Genomic DNA, 19,193 nt, shown 5'->3' with positions numbered 1-19,193 from the left:
AGGACCTGCGCGTTCGACCCCACTGGCCAAAAGCCAGCGAAAAGCCGTCAAAAACCCCGGAAAAAGGCGTCCCACGCCAGACGCTCTGAGAGCCAATTTAACGCGTCCGAAGCCCAACCCTACAGTTGGACCAACCGACACATCAAACGGCCCGGCATGGGCCTCCTAGGGCCCTTAAAATCGATGCTGTGGGGTCGCCCGCCCCGGGCCCATCTGCGGGGGCGTCCACACCCCAAAACCGGCTCACTTTCGTTTACGTGAGAGGCGCGGGTACCCGGCGCACTCCCGGCGTTGGCGCTTAGGGCTCCCAAGATCGCGCAATGGGTAAAACCACGCCGCCGCATCAATCCGCAATCCGAAATCCCCAATCCGCAATTCAACTAGGTCCGATAGTCGGCGTTCAAACGCACGTACTCCGCCGTTAGGTCGGTCGTCCAGAAGCGCGCGGTCGCCGTGCCTTCGCCGAGGATCAAGAGCAGCAGCGTGTCGCGGCTGCCCGCGATGCTGTCGGAGACTTCTTTCTCATCGAACTCGACCGGCGCGCCCTTCTCGTAGACCAGCAGCCCGTTGATGAGGAGCGTTACCTCTTCAGGGTCGAACGGAATGCCCGCGTAGCCGGCTGCCGAAACGATGCGGCCCCAGTTGGGGTCGGCGCCGGCGATGGCGGTCTTCACCAGCGGGCTGTCGGCGATCGTCTTGCCGATACGGATCGCGTCGTCGCGCGTCGCACAGCCGTGGACTTCGACGGTGATCAGGTGCGTAGCGCCCTCGCCGTCGGCGGGGATCGCGATCGCCAAGTCTTCGCACACCTCCAGCAGCGTCGCGTTGAACAACGACAGGTCACGCCCGGCGAACGGCTCGCCACCCGCGGCGCCGTTGGCGAGCAGCAGCACCGTGTCGTTGGTGCTCATGTGCCCGTCGACGCTGATGCAGTTGAAGCTCTCGACGACCGCGTCCGAAAGGGCGGACTGCGCGTCGGCGGGGAGCACCGGCGCGTCGGTCATCACCACGGCGAGCATCGTCGCCATGTTCGGGCCGATCATCGCGGCGCCCTTGCCGATGCCGGTGACGGTAATTGTGCGGCCGCCGATCTCGACGGTGCGTGAGCGGACCTTGGTGACCGTGTCGGTGGTCATGATGGCCCGCGCGGCGCGTTCGATGGCGGCCTCGTCGGCGCCGAGGTCGGCGATGACCTTCGGCACGCCGGCCGTGAGCTTATCGATCGGCAAGTGCTCGCCGATGACGCCCGTGGACATCATCAGGACTTGTTCGGGACCAATTGAGGAAGAGCCAGCCGCCTCGGCGCCGCTGAGGTTCTCGGCGACGATTGCCGTCACGCGCTCGGCGTCCTGTCGGCCGCGTTTGCCCGTGCAGGCGTTGGCGCAGCCCGAATTGGTGATGACCGCGCGGATGTGGTCGCTAGGGGTCCGCTCACGGTCGAGCTGAACCGGCGCGGCTTTGACGAGGTTCTGCGTGAAGACGCCGACGCCCGTCGCGGGCCGGTCGCTGACGACCAGCGACAGGTCGAGCTTCGAGGCGTCACTCTTCACGCCGCTGTAGACGCCGCCAACCGAGTAGCCCTTCGGCAACTGGTGCTGATTTTCCGACATTCGCAGGGGTCCGGCTTGGCCGCGACGCTCCTGCGTCCGCGGCGTGGGTCAGTGTTGGTTGTGTCTTCGCTGTTTTTCTCAACTACTGCCACCCCTGGCGAGTCGACGACGCTTATCGATGTCTCTCCTACCTCAGCGCCGTCGTTTCGTCGAAACCGCACATCAAATTGAAGTTCTGCACCGCCGCGCCCGAGGCGCCTTTGATCAAGTTGTCGATCACACTCACCAGCAGCACCTTGCCACGGACCACCGTGCCGTAGACGTGGCAGCGGTTGGTGTGCGCGACGTGCTTCGTCGCCGGCGGCGCCTCGACGGCCGACACGAACGGCTCGTTCGCGTAGGCCTCCTTGAGCGCCGCCATCACCGAAGCCGGCGTCGCGTCGCCCTTAGGCGTCGCATAGATCGTGCTGAGGATGCCGCGGTCCATCGGCACGAGGTGCGGCGTGAACAGCACCTCGATCGCCTTGTGGCTGGCCTTTGATTGGTCGCTCGCCATCGACAGGACCCGATCGATCTCCGGCATGTGCCGGTGCGTTCCAACGCCGTACGCGCTGAAGCTCTCGTTGCACTCGGGGTAGTGAGTCAGCAGCTTGGGCGTACGACCGGCGCCGCTGACGCCACTCTTGCTATCGACGACGATCCCCTCACGCTCGATCAGCCCGGCGCGCAGTAGCGGCGTCAACGCGAGGATCGCGGACGTCGGGTAGCAGCCCGGGTTGGCGATCAAGTCGGCGCCGATGATCTGCTCACGGAACAACTCCGGCAAACCGTACGGCGTCTTGCCAAGCCGCGCGGCGTCGGGGTGTTCGTGGCCGTACCACTGCTGATACGTGCCGGCGTCGCCGAGTCGATAGTCGGCGCTAAGATCGACGACCTTTACGCCGCGCGAGAGCAGGTCGGCACAGACCTCCGCGCTCGCCGCATGCGGCAAGCAGGTGAAGGCGACATCGGCCCGCTCGGCGACCTGATCGACCGAAAGATTTTCGAGCCGCAAGTCGAACGAGCCGGTGAGCTGCGGATGGATCTCCGACAGGTGGGGCGCCTCGTCCTGACGGGTCAGCAGGGCCGTCACCTGGGCATGCGGATGGCGGGCCAAGAGCTTTAGCAGCTCTAGACCGGTGTAGCCGCTGGCGCCGTAGATCGCGACCCTAGCCATCGTCCCCTTCTCGCCTGAAAGAACGCTCTCGTTCGCAAAATCTTAATCAACCCCGCCCGGGGTCGCTACCACCCGAAGGGCCCGTTCCGTAGGGTCCGCTGTGCGGATCGTGGTTTGGAAACCTCCCCCCCTGTATCAACTCCCCTAACGAGTCAGACGGCGAGCCGGGAGCGTCAGCGACCGGAGGGACCCCGTGTACCCGCTTCCCTCCGGTCGCTGACCAGGATTATGCAAGGGCTAGCAGTTACCACGTTCAGATAAGGACTTAAGCGTCGTCGGACTGCTATCGCAGCAGTGCATCATCGACGTAAGTCCTTTGTTAAACGTCCATTTGCTAGCAGTTGCATAATCCTGTGACGCTCCCGGCTCGCCTGAAATCGCTCAGCAAGCAGAATATTTCCACCGACCGTCAATCGATCGCTAGGTCCGCCCAGCGGCCCCTTACCGGATCAGCCGCTCGGCGATCACTGCTAGTATCCCACGGGCGACTTCGTCCTTCGGTCCGGAAATCTGTCCGACGACTTGGCCGTCGGGCGTTAGCACCTCGACCTCGTTCTCCAACGAGTTCATCGCCGCGACGCCGTTGCTGACCATCAGGTCGCAGTGCTTGCGTTCTAGCTTCGCAAGCGCTCGCAGCCGGTGGTCCTCGGACTCCAAGGCAAAGCCGACGACCCAGCGGCCGCCCTTCTTCGCCCCGAGCGTCGCCACCACATCGGCAGTTTCGACAAGCCGTAGCTCCAAAGGTTCACCCGTCTTGGCGATCTTGCCAGGCTCGATCCGCACCGGGCGGTAGTCGCACGGCGCCGCGGCGCCGATCAGGCCATCGCAAAGCTCAAACTCCGCGGTTGCCGCCTCGAGCATCTCCTCCGTCGAAACCACTGGCACGACGCGGCAGCCCTCTGGGTACTCGACCTCGACCGGCCCCGTGACAACCGTGACCTCGTGCCCCAGTTCCAGGGCCGCCAGCGCCAGCCCCCGGCCCATCCGCCCGCTGGAGGCGTTCGTCAGATACCGCACCGCGTCGATGTACTGCCGCGTCGGCCCGGAGGTGATGAGGATTCTCGCCATGCGACGCAGCGTAACACGCCGGCGGGCTGTCGTTTAGTCACGCGCAGAGACGCGGAGACGCAGAGTTTTCGGGCCTCACGCAAAGGCGCAAAGCCGCGAAGGATTCACGAGCGGAGGCCTTTCCGACTTCGCGCCTTTGCGTGAGGCCTTACGACTCTGCGTCTCCGCGCGAGACCTACAGAGTAGGCCAAGAAAGAAGCCGCGGGGCGCGCGGCGGGCGCGGAGACTGGGGGATGGTGATCGGTGTCTCCGACAGGATCGTAGGGGTTCGCGAGACCCCGCGGATGGCTGTCGGCCGTTATTGAAAAGAATCCCCACCGTACTCCGCGACCGCCGCGACCCCGCGGCTGTCTCGTCGCAGTCTAGCAAATCCCTACACCGCGGCGCCAACAAAAGGCCCGGCCGCGACGATTTCTGGCGAAGCGACGTCTTCGTACTTGCGGAAGTTGTTCACGAACAATCCCGCGAGTTTCTGGGCCGTTTCGTCGTAAGCGGCGCCGTCGGCCCAAGAGTTGCGTGGCACCAGAATCTCCGCCGGCACGTGCGTGCACTCGGTCGGCACCGAGAGCCCGAAGAAGGGATCGACCTCGGTCGGCGCGCCCGCGAGCGTGCCGTCGTGGATGGCGTTGATGATCGCCCGGGTATAGCCGAGGCTCATCCGCGAACCGACGCCGTACGACCCGCCGCTCCAGCCGGTGTTGACGAGGTAGGCCTTCACGTCGTGCTCACGCATCTTCTTCGCCAACAGCTCGGCGTAAACCGTCGGGTGCCACACAAGGAACGGCGCGCCGAAGCAGGCCGAGAAGTTCGGCTTCGGCTCGGTGACGCCCACCTCGGTGCCGGCGACCTTCGCCGTGTAGCCGCTGATGAAGTGGTACATCGCCTGCTCGGGCGAGAGCAGGCTCACCGGTGGCAGCACGCCGAACGCGTCGCACGTCAGGAAGATGATGTTCCGCGGGTGCCGGCCGCGGCACGGGATCTGAGCGTGCGGGATGTACTCGATCGGGTAGCTCGCACGGGTGTTCTCCGTCAACGAGCTGTCGTGAAAGTCGACGACGCGCGTCGCCGGGTCGAGCACTGTGTTCTCGAGCACGGTGCCGAAGCGGATGGCGCCGTAGATCTCCGGCTCGCTCTTCGCCGAGAGGTCGATGCACTTGGCGTAGCAGCCGCCTTCGATATTGAAGACGCCGTCTTCGCCCCAGCCGTGCTCGTCATCGCCGATGAGGTCGCGGTGCGGGTCGGCCGAGAGGGTCGTCTTGCCGGTGCCCGACAGGCCGAAGAAGAGCGACACGTCGCCCTTCTTGCCTTCGTTCGCCGAGCAGTGCATCGAAAGGACGCCCTTCTTCGGCAACAGATAGTTCATGATCGTGAAGACGCCCTTCTTCATCTCGCCGGCGTATTCCGATCCGAGGATCACGAACTCGCCGAGCGCGAAGTTGAGCGCGACGCTGGTCGTCGTTTCGACGCCGTCGACCGACGTGTCGGCCGGCTGCTGGCCGGCGTTGAAGATGACGTAGTCGGGCTCGCCGAACTGGTTGGCTTCTTGCGCCGATGGCCGGATCAGCATGTTGTTCATGAACAACGCGTGGTACGGCCGCGAGCAGATTACCCGCACCTTGATGCGGTCCTTCGCGCTCCAGCCGGCGAACGCGTCGATCACGTAAACCCGGTCGCAGCGATTGAGGTAGTCGATCGCCCGCGCGCGGTTCTTCTGAAACGAGCTGGTCGAGAGCGGGATATTGACCGAGCCCCACCACACGTCGTCGCGGCTGGTGGTTTCGTCGACGATCCGCTTGTCGAGCGGGCTGCGACCCTTCTTGTCGCCCGAGTAGACGCACAACGCGCCGCTGGCGGCGATCTGGGCGCCATCGTGCTTCACGGCGTGCTCGTAGAGTTCCGCCGCCGACAGGTTCCGCAGGACCTTGACGTTGTGGATGCCGTAGCTGTCGAGGTTGATGTTGTAGGGCATGCTGCTCTCCTGTGGGATCGGCGCGGTGTTGATCGACGCGGTGGGATAGGACCGGGGCGATCGGAGGGGCTCGGCGCCGCGCCGGTCTGCGGCGACGCCCCTGCTAGCGTCGCAACGACGCCCGCTTCTGGACTTATGACTCTCTAACTCTCTTCATCGGCAAGTTTAACCACCAAGAGCAGTTTGGAGGATGCCCAATCGCCGTGGCATTCCGCCGCAGGGGAGTCTATCGCTTAGATCACCACGGGCTTACCCAACTCACGCCGCACGGGGACGAACTGCCCGGCGTGCATCATTGGGTGCGTTGCGGCGAGCAGGTACATCGAGCCAACCGTTGGGAAGACTTCTCGGAAGCGCTCGAAGGGGTTCGGCGCGTCGAGGTCGGCTTCGCTGATGCCACCGAGCACTTCGATCGTCGCGGTACGGGCGGCGTCGTACAGCGCGAGGTACTCGTCCTTAGTCCAGAAGCCTTCCGGGTTGTTGCGGTCCGTATTGTCGCGTGCGTGCTTCTCCGCAAATCCGGCGGGGAGTTCGGGCGGCACGACGTCGGGCTTGAGCATCTTGAGCAGGCCCCACTGAGAGACCACGAGATGCCCCAACTGCCACGCGATGCAGTTGCATTCGGCGTGCGGACGCTCGAGCAGCTCGGCGTCGGTGAGGTCGCCAACGTAAGACTTGAGGACCCGGTCACTCGAAGCCGCCGCGGCCTGGATCGCTTGAATGGCGTTCATCGCGTTCTCGCTCGTCGAAGGAAAGAAACCCGTGATGAGGATAAGCGATTTCGATGACTGTTGTAGGAGGCGTCTCCGACGCCGATTTCGCGCACCATGCCGGATGCGGCCAAGACACCGTAGTCGGCGTCTGGAGACGCCTCCTACAAATCGCGCGAGTCAGATCGACAGCATTAGATGCCGCGCCGCCATCGCGATAGCGAAGCCGACCACGAAACTCAGCAGCGTGCCGATCGTGATGTACTCCGCTTCGAGGCGGTGCTGTTGCTGGCTCAACTCGCCGAAGCGGAACACGCTCTTGGCGGCGATCAGAAAGCCCACCGCGCCGGCTTGGTCGCTCATCACGAAGAGATAGATCAAGAGCCGCTCCAGGCAGCCGATCACGGCCCCGCCGTCAACGAAGCCGCGCTGCTCTTGGCGGAGGACGCCGTCGGCGGTGGGGAGTTGTTCTATTTGCTCGGTCTTACGCCGCAACACCCGCGCGACGAAGCGGCCGGCGGGGGACGTTGTTAGCCACGCGCCGAGAAGAAAGACGGCCGCGATTACCAGCGTTTGTGCGTTCATGGCTCTGCTGGGGGCGTCGGTCGATCGAAACGTTTGCTTTCAGCGACGCACGATAGCAGGCGAACCGGGGGCTAAGGCCCCGCGGCTGATAATTGGCAGCCTGACGGTAAGCGCTATGGCGCTTACTTTGTTGAAGTAAGCGCTGGGGCGCTTACTTTGACGGTGTCAGCCTTCTGGCGCTGACTGGCTGAAGGCGGCTTCGTATTCCGTCACCGCACGTTCGAGAGCCTCCCAGGCGCCTTCGGTGAGGTGGCGGCCGGCGGTTTGCTTCGTAATCGGGGTGGACCAGAGCTCGCCGATCTGGACGCCGGTGAGGCCTCGCAGGGCGCCGCTAACGGCGCGGGCGCGGTTGGGGGTCCAGTTGGTGCGGACGAGGGCGTCAATCAGACATGCCACGAGGTCCCAGTGCCGTGACAGCGACGGGTCGTGGCACTCGAAGCCCATTGAGACCGACCGGCCGGATAACTCGCTAAGCAGCCGGCCCGACATCCGCAGGGCTTCGCCGTCGGCCTGTTCGATGCCCGCCTCGGGAACGAAATCGATGCCGCCGATGGCGATCGCTAGGCGTGTGTCGATCTCTAAGGGCGACGCTAACAGCGACGCCCGCATAAACAGCGCCGCGCGTAAAGCGTCAGCCGGTTTAGCGAGTAGCAGTTGCCACGAGTCGCCGCCGAAGATGGCTATCGGCGAGACCTGATCGGCGCGGAGCCAGTCGGTCAGCGTCGCGGCGATCGACTCGATCGTCGCCGGCAGTTCTTTGCGCCGCGCGGCCTCGAGGTCCGACGAAGCGATCACGTCCCCGGTGATGACCGCGTAGTCCTTCCCCGGCTCGATCGCGAACATCAGTCGGCCTTCTTCGGGGCGCGCTTGGTCGTGCCCTTGGTGGTCTTCTTCTTGGCAGTCGATTTCTTTGTCGCCGCCTTCTTGGTGGTCTTCTTCTTGGCGGGCTTCTTTTTCTTCGACCCGCCGGCGGCCGCGCGGGCGGCGAGCAGCTCGAGCGCTGCGGCGAAGGTCAGTTCCTCAGGGCTCTGTGCCTTGGGGAGCGAGGCGTTCGATTCACCGTCGGTGACGTACGGGCCGTAGCGGCCGTCCATGATCTGGACGACTCCCTCCGTGACGGGCGACTTCTCCTCGAAGACCCGCAGCGGCGGCTTCGCGGCCCCCCTGCCCCGTTGCTTCGGCTGGTTGAGCAACTCGATCGCTTGTTCGAGCGACACGTCGAGCGGTGAGATGTCGCTCGGTAGCGAACGCGTCTCGCTTCCGCACTTCACGTACGGTCCGTAGCGGCCGTTGAACGCCTCGATCTTGCCTTCCAGCGTCGGGTGGACGCCCAACTCGCGCGGCAGCGACAGCAACTTCAGCGCCGTCTCGAAGTCCACGTCCTCGGGAGCCATCCCCTTCATCAGCGAGGCGTTCTTGGGCTTCTCTTCGTCCTCGGGAGTGCCCCGCATGACGTAGGGCCCGAAGCGGCCGATCTTCAGATAGACGGGTTTGCCGGTCTCGGGGTCGTAGCCCAGCGGCTCCTCGGCCTTCTCGGCCTGCGACAACAGGTCGAGCGCGTACGAGAGCTTTACCTCATCGGGAGGCAGTTCATCTGGCAGCGAGGCGGTCTGCTCGCCCTTCTCGACGAACGGCGAGTAGCGGCCGACGCGCACGAAGACCTCTTCGCCGTCGTCGGCCTTGCCAAGCGAGATGCGGCTGATCGAGCGGGCGTCGATCTCTTCAACCTTGTTCTCGAGTTGCCGCTTGAGGCCCGGCTTGCCGTTGCCGAAGTAGAAGTTCTTGAGGTAGTCGAGGTTGTCGCGCTCGCCGCGGCTGATGGCGTCGAGGTCGTCCTCCATCTGGGCGGTGAACTGATAGTCCACGAGGCCCGTGAGGTGGTCTTCGAGAAGCTTCACGACCGAGAACGCGACCCAGGTCGGCACCAGCGCGCCGCCCTTCTTGAAGACGTAGTTCCGTGCGAGGATCGTATCGATGATCGACGCGTAGGTGCTCGGCCGGCCGATGCCCTTCTCTTCGAGCGCCTTGGTCAGCGCCGCTTCGCTGAACCGGCTTGGCGGCTGGGTGGTGTGGTCCTTGGCGATCATCGACGCCACGTCGAGCGCCTCGCCTACCTCGACGCTCGGCAACGCCTTCTCTTGGTCCGCGAGTTCGGCGTCGGGGTCGTCGGAGCCTTCGACGTACGCGCGGAGGTAGCCCGGGAAGTCGATCGTCTTGCCGCTGACGGTGAAGACGCAGCCCTCACCCTCGATGGTGACGACGATCCGCCGCCCGCGAGAGTCTTCCATCTGGCTGGCGATGGTGCGCTTCCAGACGAGGTCGAAGATCTTGAACTCGTCGGCGCCGAGCTGCGCCTTCAGCACCGAAGGCACCGCGAACGGCGTGCCCGCGGGGCGGATCGCCTCGTGAGCCTCTTGGGCGTTCTTGACCTTCGAGCTATAGACGCGCGGCGCGCCGGGCAGGTACTTCTCGCCGTACTCACTGCGGACGAGGTTCCGCGCCTCTTCGACCGCCAGCTTCGACAGGTTCGTCGAGTCGGTACGCATGTAGGTGATGTGGCCGTTCTCGTAGAGGGCCTGGGCCACCTGCATCGTCCGCCGGGCGGTGAAGCCGAGCTTGCGGTTCGCTTCCTGCTGCAGCGTGCTGGTCGTGAACGGCGCGTACGGCTTCGTGGTGTACGGCTTCTCTTCGACGCTGGCGACGCGGAACTCGCCGGTGCGGAGCTTCTCGGCGAGTTTCTCGGCGGCGGGGCCGTCGAGCAGCAGCATCGCCGTGTTCTTCAGCTCGCCGGTACGGTCGTCGAAGTCTTTACCACTCGGCAGCCGCTTGCCATCGACCGAGACGATTGTCGTCTCGAGGCGCTGCTTGGCGTCGTTCTTCTTGGTGAAGACGGCTTGCAGGTCCCACCACGTGGAGGAGACGAACAGCATCCGCTCACGCTCGCGCTCGACGATCAACCGCACCGCGACGCTCTGAACGCGACCCGCCGACAGCTTCGGCCGCACCTTGCGCCATAACAGCGGCGAGACCTCGTAACCGTAGAGGCGGTCGAGGATGCGGCGCGTTTCCTGTGCCTTGACGAGGCCCGTATCGACGCTGCGGGGCGAACGGATCGCCTCCTGGATCGCGTCCTGGGTGATCTCATGGAACACCAGACGATGGACCGGCACCTTCGGCTGGAGCAACTCCAAGAGGTGCCAGCTGATGGCCTCTCCTTCGCGGTCTTCGTCCGTCGCCAGATAAAGCGTGTCCGCTTTCTTCAGTTGATCCTTGAGCAGCTTGATCTGCTTGGTCTTGCCGGGCGAGACGACGTAGATAGGCTCGAAGTCCTTCTCGACGTTGACCCCCAGGCTTGCCCATTTCTCCCCTTTGTACTTAGCGGGGATCTGCGCGGCGCCCTGCGGCAGGTCACGGACGTGGCCCACCGAGGCCTCGACGGTGTAGCCCTTGCCGAGGTACTTGCCGATCGTCTTCGCCTTGGCGGGCGATTCGACGATCACCAGGGCGTTGCCCTGACCGGCGGCGGCTGCTTTCTTGGCCATTGAGGATTCGTAGACGGGAGTAAAAGTAGCGGTGCTAAGTCGGCGGGAGTTTTGGCGGTATGGCTGTCTATCTGGCAGCAAGCCGACGTCACCCCAGCCGTTGGCAAAAACGACCGGTTGCCCGGGTTGTGCCGACACACCTCACCACAAGGCAGCCGGCAAAACTGCGCCAATCGCGCCGAATGCTACGCGGTTGGCGGGCCGGTGACGATGGCTAGCACGCTGCGGAGGGGCCAAAATCTGGCTCGCTCCTCGACGACACTCGCTTGCTGGGATTGCGTTTACGTCGAAAACGCCGGACAATCCCCCGCTTCACTTGTCGCCGAAGGCCGCAGCAAGGTGCGGCGACTCCCTAACGTCTGTCAAGACCGGCGCCGCCAGCTTCGCTGTCGGACGTTGGCCGCTTGCGTCGCCGGATGCGACGCACCAACCAAGATAACGACGCGGCCTCACAGCCCCCCTGGGTGGGGGAATCAGCCGCCAGGAGCTAGCTACCGATGGCCACGCCCCTCACCACGTTCAGCAAGTACAGCGGCGCCCTCATGGCCGTTTTGTGCGTGCTGCTGATGTTCAGCTTTGTCATCGGCGACCCGCTGATGCAGTACGCGGGTGGGGGGTCGGACGGCCCGAGCGGCGGCAACGAGGTGGTCGCTAGGTGGAACGGCGGCAAGATCAACGAACGGCAGCTCGACCAAGCGGTCATGCACCGCAACATCCTCGCCTCCTTTCAGCAAGCCGTTTACGTTCTCGGCGCCCGCGACGCCGAGGCCGATGGCGTCCAGGACCTCGGCCTGCGTGTGATGCCGATCGAGTTCCCGCGGACGCCAGAAGAAGGCGTCGAACGCGATGTGGTAGCGATGAAGATCTTCGCCGAGCGCGCCCGCGAAGCGGGCATGGTGGTCAGCGACGAGATGATCATCGACTACCTCCGCGCGCTGGGCCGTGACCGCGTCAGCAACAATCAGATGCGCGACATCCTTTCGAATATGAAGTTCAGCGGCGGCCAGCGGGCGACGATCGCCTTTATCTTCGATCTGCTCCGCGAGTCGATGCTCGCCAATAACTACCGCCGCAGCTACTTGTACGCCTTCCAAACGATCCTCCCCGAAGAGCGTTGGGAAGACTGGAAGACCGTCAACGAGCGCGTGGTCGTTGAAGCGGCGCCGCTGAAAACGGAAGACTTTGTCGCCGAGGCGCCCGAGCCGACCGAAGCCGAGCTGGAAGAGTTCTTCGAGCTCTACAAGCTCCGGACTCCCACGACCGAACCCGTGCTTGGAGTCGAGCTGCCGTCCGCGGTTCCGGCGTTCGCGACCCCCGAGCGGGTAAAGCTGGCCGTCCTCCGCGCTGATTTCAACGCGGTCGTCGAAGAGGTCACACCGGAAGTCACCGAAGAGCAGATCGCCTCTTTCTACGAAGAGAACAAGGAGAGCTTCATCCAAGCCGACCGCGCGCTGTTTGGCGATGACAGCCTGTTCGGGTCCGACGACCTGACAGCAGACGAGCCATCCGACGAATCTAGCGAGGCCCCCGCCACCGAAGAAGGCTCGGAAGAGGGCGCCGAAGAGGCCACCGACGAGGAGTCGGCAATGGAAGAGCCTGCTGCTGACGAGCCTGCCGCTGAAGAAGCCGCTGAGGACGATGCCGAGAGCGAAGAGGCCACCGCCGCCGAAGAAGGCGAGGAAGCCCCGCCCGCCAACCCCCTCCGCAGCGGCGACGCCGCGGGCGAAGCGGTTGAGGAAGAAGAAGAAGAGGAAGAGCAGCCAGCCGCTGACGAAGGCGCCGCTGACGAGGCCGATGAAACGGCTGACGATGGCCCCGAGGCCGACGACACCAATCTCTATCAGCCGCTCGACGAGGTGAAGGAAGAGATCCGCCGCCGCTTGGCGATCGACCTCGCTGTCCAGCGGATTACCGAGAAGATGAACCGCATCAAGCGCGAACTCGATGACGCCTTCTACGCCTACGAGGACGAGTTGCTGCGTGTCGACGAGAAGAACGCCAATGCCAAGAAGCCGGCCGTTCCCTCCAAGCTCACCGACCTCAAGCCGCTGGCCGAGGCCGAGCAGCTCGAGCTGATTGAGGTCGATCAGGCTTCGCGTATGGAGTTGCGCGAAACGCCGGTTGGCGGTTCGTTCACGATCGACGCCGCCACGAACTCCGCCATCCCGCTGTGGTACACCGCCTTCCTCAGCGAAGAACTCCCGCTCTACCAGCCGCTGCTGACCCGAGATCCGGAGGGCAACAACTACCTGACGCTCGTCACCGAGCGTTATCCCGGCGTCACACCGAAGCTCGAAGACGTCCGCGAACAGGTTGTCGCCGCTTGGAAGCGGCAGAAGGCCGCCGAGTTGGCGCTCAAGAAGGCCGAAGAGCTTGCCAAGCAGGCGTCAGATAAGGGGGGTTCGCTAACCGACTTCTTCGCCGCGATGGAGAACCCGCCGGTCGCCTCGGACGACATCAAAGAGACCGACGCGTTCGCCTACCTGACGATCGGCCGCATCGCCCCCAACAGCCGGCAGGTGCCGCTGCAGATGAGCCAGCCCGAACCGCTCGTGGCGGCGGGCCCCGAATTGCTGCAAGGCGTCTTCGAACTCAAGCCGGGCCAAGTGGGCGCCGAGTTGAACCACGACCATTCGCTCGCCTACGTGCTGCGGATCGCCGAGCGGATCGGCAGCGAAGAAGAGCTCCGCCGCGAGTTCCTCCGCGACGGCGACCGCTGGCTGGGCGCCGAGGCCCTCAACACCCAGCGCGCCCGCACCAAGGTGATGGCCCTGGTGGGCAACCTACTGGAAGAGTCGGGCCTGGAGTGGGAACGCACGCCGGACGAGCTGCGCTGATCCAGGGATGGGTTTCCCGTTAGGCTTCTGACGCCGAGGGGACTCGTCGCTGTCGTCGCCGCGTTCTTGATGCAGCGGGATTCGTCCCAGACGTAGCATACGTCGTATTCGATTTGGTAACACTCGAGGATCGTGCGGTACTCGTCCTGACGAGTACCGCGGCGGTGGTGCTCGTGTTGGTTGGCGAGGTAGCGCCGCAAGTCGGAGAGTTGCGATTGGCCGACGGAGTAGACGCCGCAACCGTTCTGCCACGCAAAGGACTGGAAGGCGTCGCCGTGCTCTTTTTCATCCAATTCGACGAGCCCTGCTTCATCGCTTGGACGAGCTCGGCGATTGTCACCGTTCACGATAGTTCGCAAGCGACGTGCACGTGGTCTTCGACGCCGCCAACCGCGAACGGCGTGCAACCAATAGTCTTGGCTACGCCGCTATAGCGTACTTTATTTTGCCGTAGCGTCTCGCGCAGAGACTCAGAGGGTCGGCAGCGAAGACTCACGCCAAGCCGCCAAGGCGCAAAGACAAAGTAGAAATGAGCGTAGCCGCAAACGATCGCACAGCAACGCGTTCTTTGCGGCTTAGCGCCTTTGCGTGAGTCTTGAAGGCATCTAACTCTGCGTCTCTGCGTCTCTGCGTGAGACTTCCCCAAGTTGCTCCGTGGATCAGAGCGAGGCTAGAAACGCTACGGCCAAGTGAAACACGCTCCAGGTAGGCGTAGAGCTCAGGCTCGATCTCGGCGTCAATCCACGGCTGCCGGTGCTGCTTCGAACCGACGACATGCGCCATCACATCCGCCAACGATTACGGCATCGAATCACCTAACGAGATTGCCTCGCCAATCGCGCCACGATAGGGCAATCAGCACGCGGCCCTTACGCCAAGTCACGATCCTCAAACAACAGTAGCGCCACCAACATCGCTACCGCGATGTAGATCAACGTGTACAGCGCGGCCCACGCTAGATAGACGTACGGCACCGGGTTGCCGCCGGCGATGGCGGCTTGGATGTTGAGGTGGTCGAGCATCGGCAGCACCACCGATAACAGCCGGCCGAAGAACTTCACGAACTCGTTTTGCCCCACGCCCGACTGCACGATCAGCGGCGTCAGGTGGCCTAGCACGTACACGGCGCCGCAGATCAGCAGGTTCGCCAGCATCGGCAGCCGCGTGCTGATCGCGACGGCGATCGCTGCGAGGACGCCCGTCTCCATGATCGCCAGCACGAGGCCCGGCGTCGTCGAGACCATCTGTTCGTTGCAGACCTGCCAATCAGGGGTCGGGTTGCTGGTCTCGCGGGCGTCGTAGACGACTTTGTACGAGACGCTCGCCAACAGGACCACGCCGAGGATCACGTACAGCAGCAGCACGGCCCACATGATCCCCAGGTACTTGCCGAGGATGAAGTCGCGGCGGCTGATGGGCTTGGAGAGGAGCGTCAGGGCCGTCTTGCCATCAATCTCGTCGGCGATCGAGGTGCTCGCCGTCCAGACAGCGAACAGGATCGACAGGACCATGATCGTCGCCAGGCCCGAGTCCTTCAGCATCTTCACGTCTTCGCCGAACGTGTTGTACGGGATGTAGATGTAGGCGATCAGGGCGATGGCGCCGACCACGGCGAAGAGCAGAAACAGCGGCTGCGAGATCGCCTCCTTGGCGGTGGCGGCCGAGATCGTCGCGGCCCGTGGGACGAGCCAGTGGACCCCCAGAAACGCCAAGAAGATCGCTACGAACGACGCCGCGGTGACCGGGATCTGCCGCACCTCGGGCGTGCGAGCCTCGCTGGTGAAGGCGAGCGTCACCTCGGTGGGGGCGTCGCCGTCGTTGGTGAGATAGACCGCGTCGATCTTGCCAGTCAGGCCGCGCTGCAGTTTGCTCTTGGTGTTCCAGTTGTAGGTCTCGCCGCCCTGCACCACAGCGGCGGGACGGGAGTAGGCCAGCTCCGGCGCGCCGGCGACGCGGATGTCCTGGTCGCTTTCGATCCGGTACGAGACCACTTCCTCCGCCACGAGCGACACCGGGACCTTCACGTCCTCGCTACGCGGCTCCAGGTCCACCGTGACGGACTGCGTGCCCATGGACGGGAGGCGTCGCAACGACTCCAGCACGCGGTCGGTCGGCATCTGCGGGAACGCAAACGCGAACAGCGCGACCATGCCCACGGCGATCCAGAGGATCGGCATCAGCACGCTTTCCCGGACCGCCGCCCAAACGCCTTCGGCCGCTTTGCGATTGATGAGCCACAGCAGGCCGAACAGCACGGCGAGAATCGCCAGACCAACGGTCACGCCAAGGGCGAAGAGCCACAGCGGGGTCAACCAGAGCGTGAGCATGTCGTCGCGAGCCTGTTAGCTGGTTCGAGTCGTCACCGGCGGATGCCGAAGCCGACGTACTCGCCCGTGGCGGGCTCGGTCGTGCTAGCGGCCTGGTGGATCATGTCGCCGAAGTAATCCTTCAAGTCACGGACAAGCGCATCGAGCAGGTCGGGCCCGCCTTCGGCGACGAGCTCGACGCGCCCGTCGGGCAGGTTGCGGACGTAGCCCGTGACCGCCCTCCCCGCAACGAGCCGGCAGGTCGTGGCCCGGAAGCCAACGCCTTGCACCTCGCCGCTGAACAGGACCGTCCGCCGCTGCATCAATCGCCCACCCGTCGTCGTGCGACTTGTTGTAAGCCTCGGCAGGCGCAGGGTTTGCGCCCGAGTACGTCAGCATAATAACTGGGCCTTCTCTTGGCCAGTGTTGGGAATAGCGCAGAGACTCGCCAGAGCTACGGATATCAGCCGGAACGCTTTTGTGCAGGCTACGCCTAGGCGTAGCGGCTCCCATCCGGAAACGTCTGAGCCGTGGGCGGTACAGGATTATGCAAGGGCTAGCGGTGTGAAGTGGGTTTAGGTGGTTTCGTCCACGAAGCGTTAGCGCGTTGTGTCCCCCTCCTTCTTCAGAGGGAGGGGCTAGGGGAGGGTGCTGAAGCGGGTACCAGGGTTCCAACCCCCTCCCCTAGCCCCTCCCCCGAAAGCGGTGGAGGGGGACACAACGCGCTTACGCTTCTTCTATCTGCCCAACGTCGAACTGCTAGCCCTTGCATAATCCTGTACCGCCCACGGCTCAGACGCGACGGTTTGGCGAAGCGTGCGCTAGCGTCCGGTTGTGGCGCTACGAACCGGGGGCTAAGGCCCCGCGGCTAATGCCACGGCGATCCCTGGCGCTCTTGGCGTGCTGGCGGTTCTCTCTTCGCTGTTGACGCCCCGTGCGGCCTCCCTGTAGCGTCCCTGCCGTGTCTTCCTGGCCCCGATCCGCCGCCGCTGCGCTCGCACTGCTGACAGCGGGGCACGTCGGGGCCGAGGTCGTGCTCTTGCACAACGGCGGGGTCTTCGAGGGGGCCGTCGAACGGTCCACCGAGGCGATTAGTGTTGAAGGCCAGGGGTCGCTGATCCGGTTGCGGTCCGCCGACGTCGCCTATGTCGCCGACTCGCTACTGGCGGCTTATGAATGGAAGCGGGGGCAGATGGGGCAAGGCGGGCTGACCGCCATCGACCACCTTGAGCTGGCCGACTGGGCGATCGAGAACCGCCTGTGGGAGCAGGCTGCCCGCGAACTGCTCGACGCCCGCCAGCTCGTGCCCCAGAGCGGCCGCCTGGGGCTCCTGGAGCGTCGCCTGGACGAGGTAATGCGGCTGGAGGCCCAAGACGCCATTGCCGAAACCGATGCGTCTACGGGGCCTTCTGAGGCTCCTGGTGGGCCCCTAGCGGAGGCCCTCGCCGACGACCCCGACCGCCCCAAGCTCCCCGACGGCGCACTCGAACAGTTCACCCGCCGGATCCAGCCGGTGCTGCTTAACAGCTGCGCGGCCACGGGCTGCCACGGCGCCGAGCCCGCCGGCGGCTTCGCGCTCGACGTGGCGCCGCTCCGCGGCTACGGCGACGCGCGATCGACCGAACGCAACCTGTTCGCGTCGCTCCGCCTCATCGATGTTCATCGGCCGCTCGACAGCACGTTGCTGACAACGGCGCGGGGACCGCATGCGGGCGTGTCGCCGATCAGCGGGCCGCGACGCGACGAGATGCTCGAGCGGATCGCGATCTGGGTCGGGTCGATCGCCAGCTACAACGCCCCGCCGACGCCAACCGAATCACCGGCCGTTACGCCAGCAACCGCGGCGCTGCTGCCATCGCCACCCGCATCCGCCGCAGCGGCGTTACCGACGCCGCCTGCCGCTGCTCAGCCGACCTCGGCAGCGACGCCTGCTGCCGCCAACGAAGCGTCCGAGGAGCCCGATTGGGAAGCGATCGTCGCGGCGGCCGAAGCGAAGCCGCCCGAGCTGAAGCACGGCGCGCAACTCAAACGCGTCGGTCCGCGGGATGAGTTCGACCCCGCCGTGTTCAACACCCGTTACCGTCGTCCTCAGGACGACGAGCCGCTGGAGTGAACCGACGGCTGTTGGAGGCCTGCGTGGGTCGCACCTGCGTGGATCGCAGAGTAAACCGGGGGCTAAGGCCCCGCGGCTGATTGAGCGCTGCTCTAGCGCATCACTTGGCCGGTCGGCGCCTCGGCGACGACGGTGTGGCCGCCGGCTTGGGCCGCGGCGTAGGTCCCGGCGCGGCACTCGTTGCAGCCGCCGCAGCTGGCGCCGGCCACGGGCGAGCTGTAGTCGTAAGGATTCTGGCAAGCCCGGCAGCCAAGCTGCGCGGCGCCAGCAAGAGCGGCGAGAACCACCACAACAACCGAAGGTTTCCGCATGACGCCCACACTCCGCTAGCAGCTGCCGACGGCGCACCGCGTGCGCCTACGTTAGCGTGGTATCGGTTGGGGCGGTTGTAGGGTTTGAAGGAAAAGGGAATGTGGAAAGGGGAAAGGGGAAAGAAGCGCTAGCGGAGCTTGAGGATCGCTTCGCGCTGCATTCCCACATTCCACATTCCACTTTCCACATTCCACTTTCCACTTTCACCTCACCACCCCAGCACCGCGGCGATTCGCGGATCGCTGAGCGTTTCCGCCACAAACGCCGCCCCGGTGAAGTCGTGGTGGTGCGTGTGCGGGCTCGGGACCGCGACGACATACGCGCCGGCGGCGACGGCCGCCTTACAGCCGTTGGCGCTGTCTTCGAAGACGATCATCTCCGCCGGCGTCACGCCGTGCTGCTCGGCCGCCATCAGGTAGGGCTCGGGGTGGGGCTTGCCGTGCGTGACGTCGTCGGCCGTGATCACGAACCGCAAGCGGTCACGCACGCCGATGATCGTGAGAATGCGTTCGGCGTAGTTGCGGGCGCCGCTGGTGGCGACGCCACGCGGCAAGCCGGCGGCGTCGAGGCGGTCGAACGTCTCGGTAACGCCGGGCATCGGCAACAGGTCGTCGCCCGCCAACTCCCAGAAGGTCTGCTCCGACTCCTCGGCCAGCATGGTCAGGTCGTCTTCCAGACCGTGGAAGTCGATCATCGTCTGCAGCGCCACGAGCGTGGGCAGCCCCATCATCTTGTGCCGCAGGTCGTCCTCGAACAGCCGGCCGCGGCGGCGAAGCGTCTCGGTCCCGACACGCAGATAAACGTCCTCACTGCTGGCGAGCACGCCGTCCATATCAAAGGTGACGGCGCGGATCGGCTTTTGCGGGAGGGGGTGGGACATGCGGAGTGAGCGGTGGGCAGTCGGCTGGGGCGGGACAGGCCAAGGTGGGAACTTTGTTCTAACGGACGCGGGAGCGGCTGCCAGCCCAGGTTGCGTAGAACCGTC

At 64.8% G+C, this 19,193-nt stretch carries 14 protein-coding genes; 2 read left to right on the top strand and 12 right to left on the bottom strand.

What is annotated here, in order from left to right; translation table 11 throughout:
- Positions 1-380 precede the first annotated feature (380 nt).
- From argJ to topA, 8 genes are all read right to left on the bottom strand, one after another.
- On the bottom strand, positions 381-1,610 hold the full coding sequence (argJ, locus tag Spa11_RS07420; RefSeq protein WP_145110126.1) for a bifunctional glutamate N-acetyltransferase/amino-acid acetyltransferase ArgJ: 1,230 nt from the start codon (positions 1,608-1,610) through the stop codon (positions 381-383).
- 127 nt (positions 1,611-1,737) lie between these two features.
- Positions 1,738-2,766 carry an N-acetyl-gamma-glutamyl-phosphate reductase gene (gene argC / locus Spa11_RS07415; RefSeq protein WP_145110123.1) on the bottom strand — a complete coding sequence of 343 codons (1,029 nt, stop codon included), beginning with the start codon at positions 2,764-2,766 and terminating at the stop codon, positions 1,738-1,740.
- Positions 2,767-3,207: 441 nt separating this feature from the next.
- A complete protein-coding gene (locus Spa11_RS07410; protein WP_145110120.1) occupies positions 3,208-3,834 on the bottom strand; it encodes a phosphopantothenoylcysteine decarboxylase domain-containing protein in 627 nt (208 codons plus the stop codon).
- A gap of 373 nt (positions 3,835-4,207) precedes the next feature.
- Positions 4,208-5,803 carry a phosphoenolpyruvate carboxykinase (ATP) gene (pckA, locus tag Spa11_RS07405; protein ID WP_145110117.1) on the bottom strand — a complete coding sequence of 532 codons (1,596 nt, stop codon included), beginning with the start codon at positions 5,801-5,803 and terminating at the stop codon, positions 4,208-4,210.
- A 233-nt stretch (positions 5,804-6,036) separates the two neighbouring features.
- A complete protein-coding gene (locus Spa11_RS07400) occupies positions 6,037-6,534 on the bottom strand; it encodes a DinB family protein (RefSeq protein ID WP_145110114.1) in 498 nt (165 codons plus the stop codon).
- Positions 6,535-6,693: 159 nt separating this feature from the next.
- A complete protein-coding gene (locus Spa11_RS07395) occupies positions 6,694-7,098 on the bottom strand; it encodes a hypothetical protein (protein WP_145110111.1) in 405 nt (134 codons plus the stop codon).
- Positions 7,099-7,263: 165 nt separating this feature from the next.
- A complete protein-coding gene (locus Spa11_RS07390) occupies positions 7,264-7,941 on the bottom strand; it encodes a hypothetical protein (protein ID WP_145110109.1) in 678 nt (225 codons plus the stop codon).
- The gene (gene topA / locus Spa11_RS07385; RefSeq protein ID WP_145110106.1) at positions 7,941-10,640 is read right to left on the bottom strand and encodes a type I DNA topoisomerase; all 2,700 of its coding nucleotides are present in this window, start codon (positions 10,638-10,640) and stop codon (positions 7,941-7,943) included. Before topA ends, Spa11_RS07390 begins: the two co-directional genes overlap by 1 nt.
- 497 nt (positions 10,641-11,137) lie before the next feature.
- Between topA and Spa11_RS07380 the strand changes: the two genes are divergently transcribed.
- Positions 11,138-13,477 (top strand): hypothetical protein, encoded by a 2,340-nt coding sequence (locus Spa11_RS07380; protein WP_145110103.1) that lies wholly within the window; start codon positions 11,138-11,140, stop codon positions 13,475-13,477.
- Positions 13,478-14,346: 869 nt separating this feature from the next.
- Here Spa11_RS07380 and Spa11_RS07370 read toward each other — a convergent pair.
- Positions 14,347-15,804 carry an ABC transporter permease gene (locus Spa11_RS07370; protein WP_145110100.1) on the bottom strand — a complete coding sequence of 486 codons (1,458 nt, stop codon included), beginning with the start codon at positions 15,802-15,804 and terminating at the stop codon, positions 14,347-14,349.
- A gap of 32 nt (positions 15,805-15,836) precedes the next feature.
- Positions 15,837-16,106 (bottom strand): acylphosphatase, encoded by a 270-nt coding sequence (locus tag Spa11_RS07365; RefSeq protein WP_145110097.1) that lies wholly within the window; start codon positions 16,104-16,106, stop codon positions 15,837-15,839.
- A gap of 638 nt (positions 16,107-16,744) precedes the next feature.
- Between Spa11_RS07365 and Spa11_RS22845 the strand changes: the two genes are divergently transcribed.
- Complete coding sequence (locus Spa11_RS22845) at positions 16,745-17,896, top strand: hypothetical protein (RefSeq protein WP_197529810.1); 1,152 nt, start codon at positions 16,745-16,747, stop codon at positions 17,894-17,896.
- 92 nt (positions 17,897-17,988) lie between these two features.
- Here Spa11_RS22845 and Spa11_RS07355 read toward each other — a convergent pair whose 3' ends face one another.
- A complete protein-coding gene (locus tag Spa11_RS07355; protein WP_197529809.1) occupies positions 17,989-18,207 on the bottom strand; it encodes a hypothetical protein in 219 nt (72 codons plus the stop codon).
- 209 nt (positions 18,208-18,416) lie between these two features.
- Positions 18,417-19,088, bottom strand: coding sequence for an HAD family hydrolase (locus Spa11_RS07350; protein WP_145110091.1), 672 nt, complete (start codon positions 19,086-19,088; stop codon positions 18,417-18,419).
- Positions 19,089-19,193 lie beyond the last annotated feature (105 nt).

Origin of the sequence: Botrimarina mediterranea, from assembly GCF_007753265.1 — a bacterium.
Taxonomy (GTDB): Bacteria; Planctomycetota; Planctomycetia; order Pirellulales; family Lacipirellulaceae; genus Botrimarina; species Botrimarina mediterranea.
This window is presented reverse-complemented; position numbering and strand designations above follow the sequence as displayed.

Coding starts and splice junctions, on each gene's coding strand:
- Spa11_RS07380 (WP_145110103.1), top strand. CDS start 11,138: ATGGCCACGCCCCTCACCACGTTCAGCAAGTACAGCGGCGCCCTCATG.
- argJ (WP_145110126.1), bottom strand. CDS start 1,610: ATGTCGGAAAATCAGCACCAGTTGCCGAAGGGCTACTCGGTTGGCGGC.
- Spa11_RS07365 (WP_145110097.1), bottom strand. CDS start 16,106: ATGCAGCGGCGGACGGTCCTGTTCAGCGGCGAGGTGCAAGGCGTTGGC.
- argC (WP_145110123.1), bottom strand. CDS start 2,766: ATGGCTAGGGTCGCGATCTACGGCGCCAGCGGCTACACCGGTCTAGAG.
- pckA (WP_145110117.1), bottom strand. CDS start 5,803: ATGCCCTACAACATCAACCTCGACAGCTACGGCATCCACAACGTCAAG.
- Spa11_RS07395 (WP_145110111.1), bottom strand. CDS start 7,098: ATGAACGCACAAACGCTGGTAATCGCGGCCGTCTTTCTTCTCGGCGCG.
- Spa11_RS07350 (WP_145110091.1), bottom strand. CDS start 19,088: ATGTCCCACCCCCTCCCGCAAAAGCCGATCCGCGCCGTCACCTTTGAT.
- topA (WP_145110106.1), bottom strand. CDS start 10,640: ATGGCCAAGAAAGCAGCCGCCGCCGGTCAGGGCAACGCCCTGGTGATC.
- Spa11_RS07410 (WP_145110120.1), bottom strand. CDS start 3,834: ATGGCGAGAATCCTCATCACCTCCGGGCCGACGCGGCAGTACATCGAC.
- Spa11_RS07370 (WP_145110100.1), bottom strand. CDS start 15,804: ATGCTCACGCTCTGGTTGACCCCGCTGTGGCTCTTCGCCCTTGGCGTG.
- Spa11_RS07355 (WP_197529809.1), bottom strand. CDS start 18,207: ATGCGGAAACCTTCGGTTGTTGTGGTGGTTCTCGCCGCTCTTGCTGGC.
- Spa11_RS07390 (WP_145110109.1), bottom strand. CDS start 7,941: ATGTTCGCGATCGAGCCGGGGAAGGACTACGCGGTCATCACCGGGGAC.
- Spa11_RS07400 (WP_145110114.1), bottom strand. CDS start 6,534: ATGAACGCCATTCAAGCGATCCAGGCCGCGGCGGCTTCGAGTGACCGG.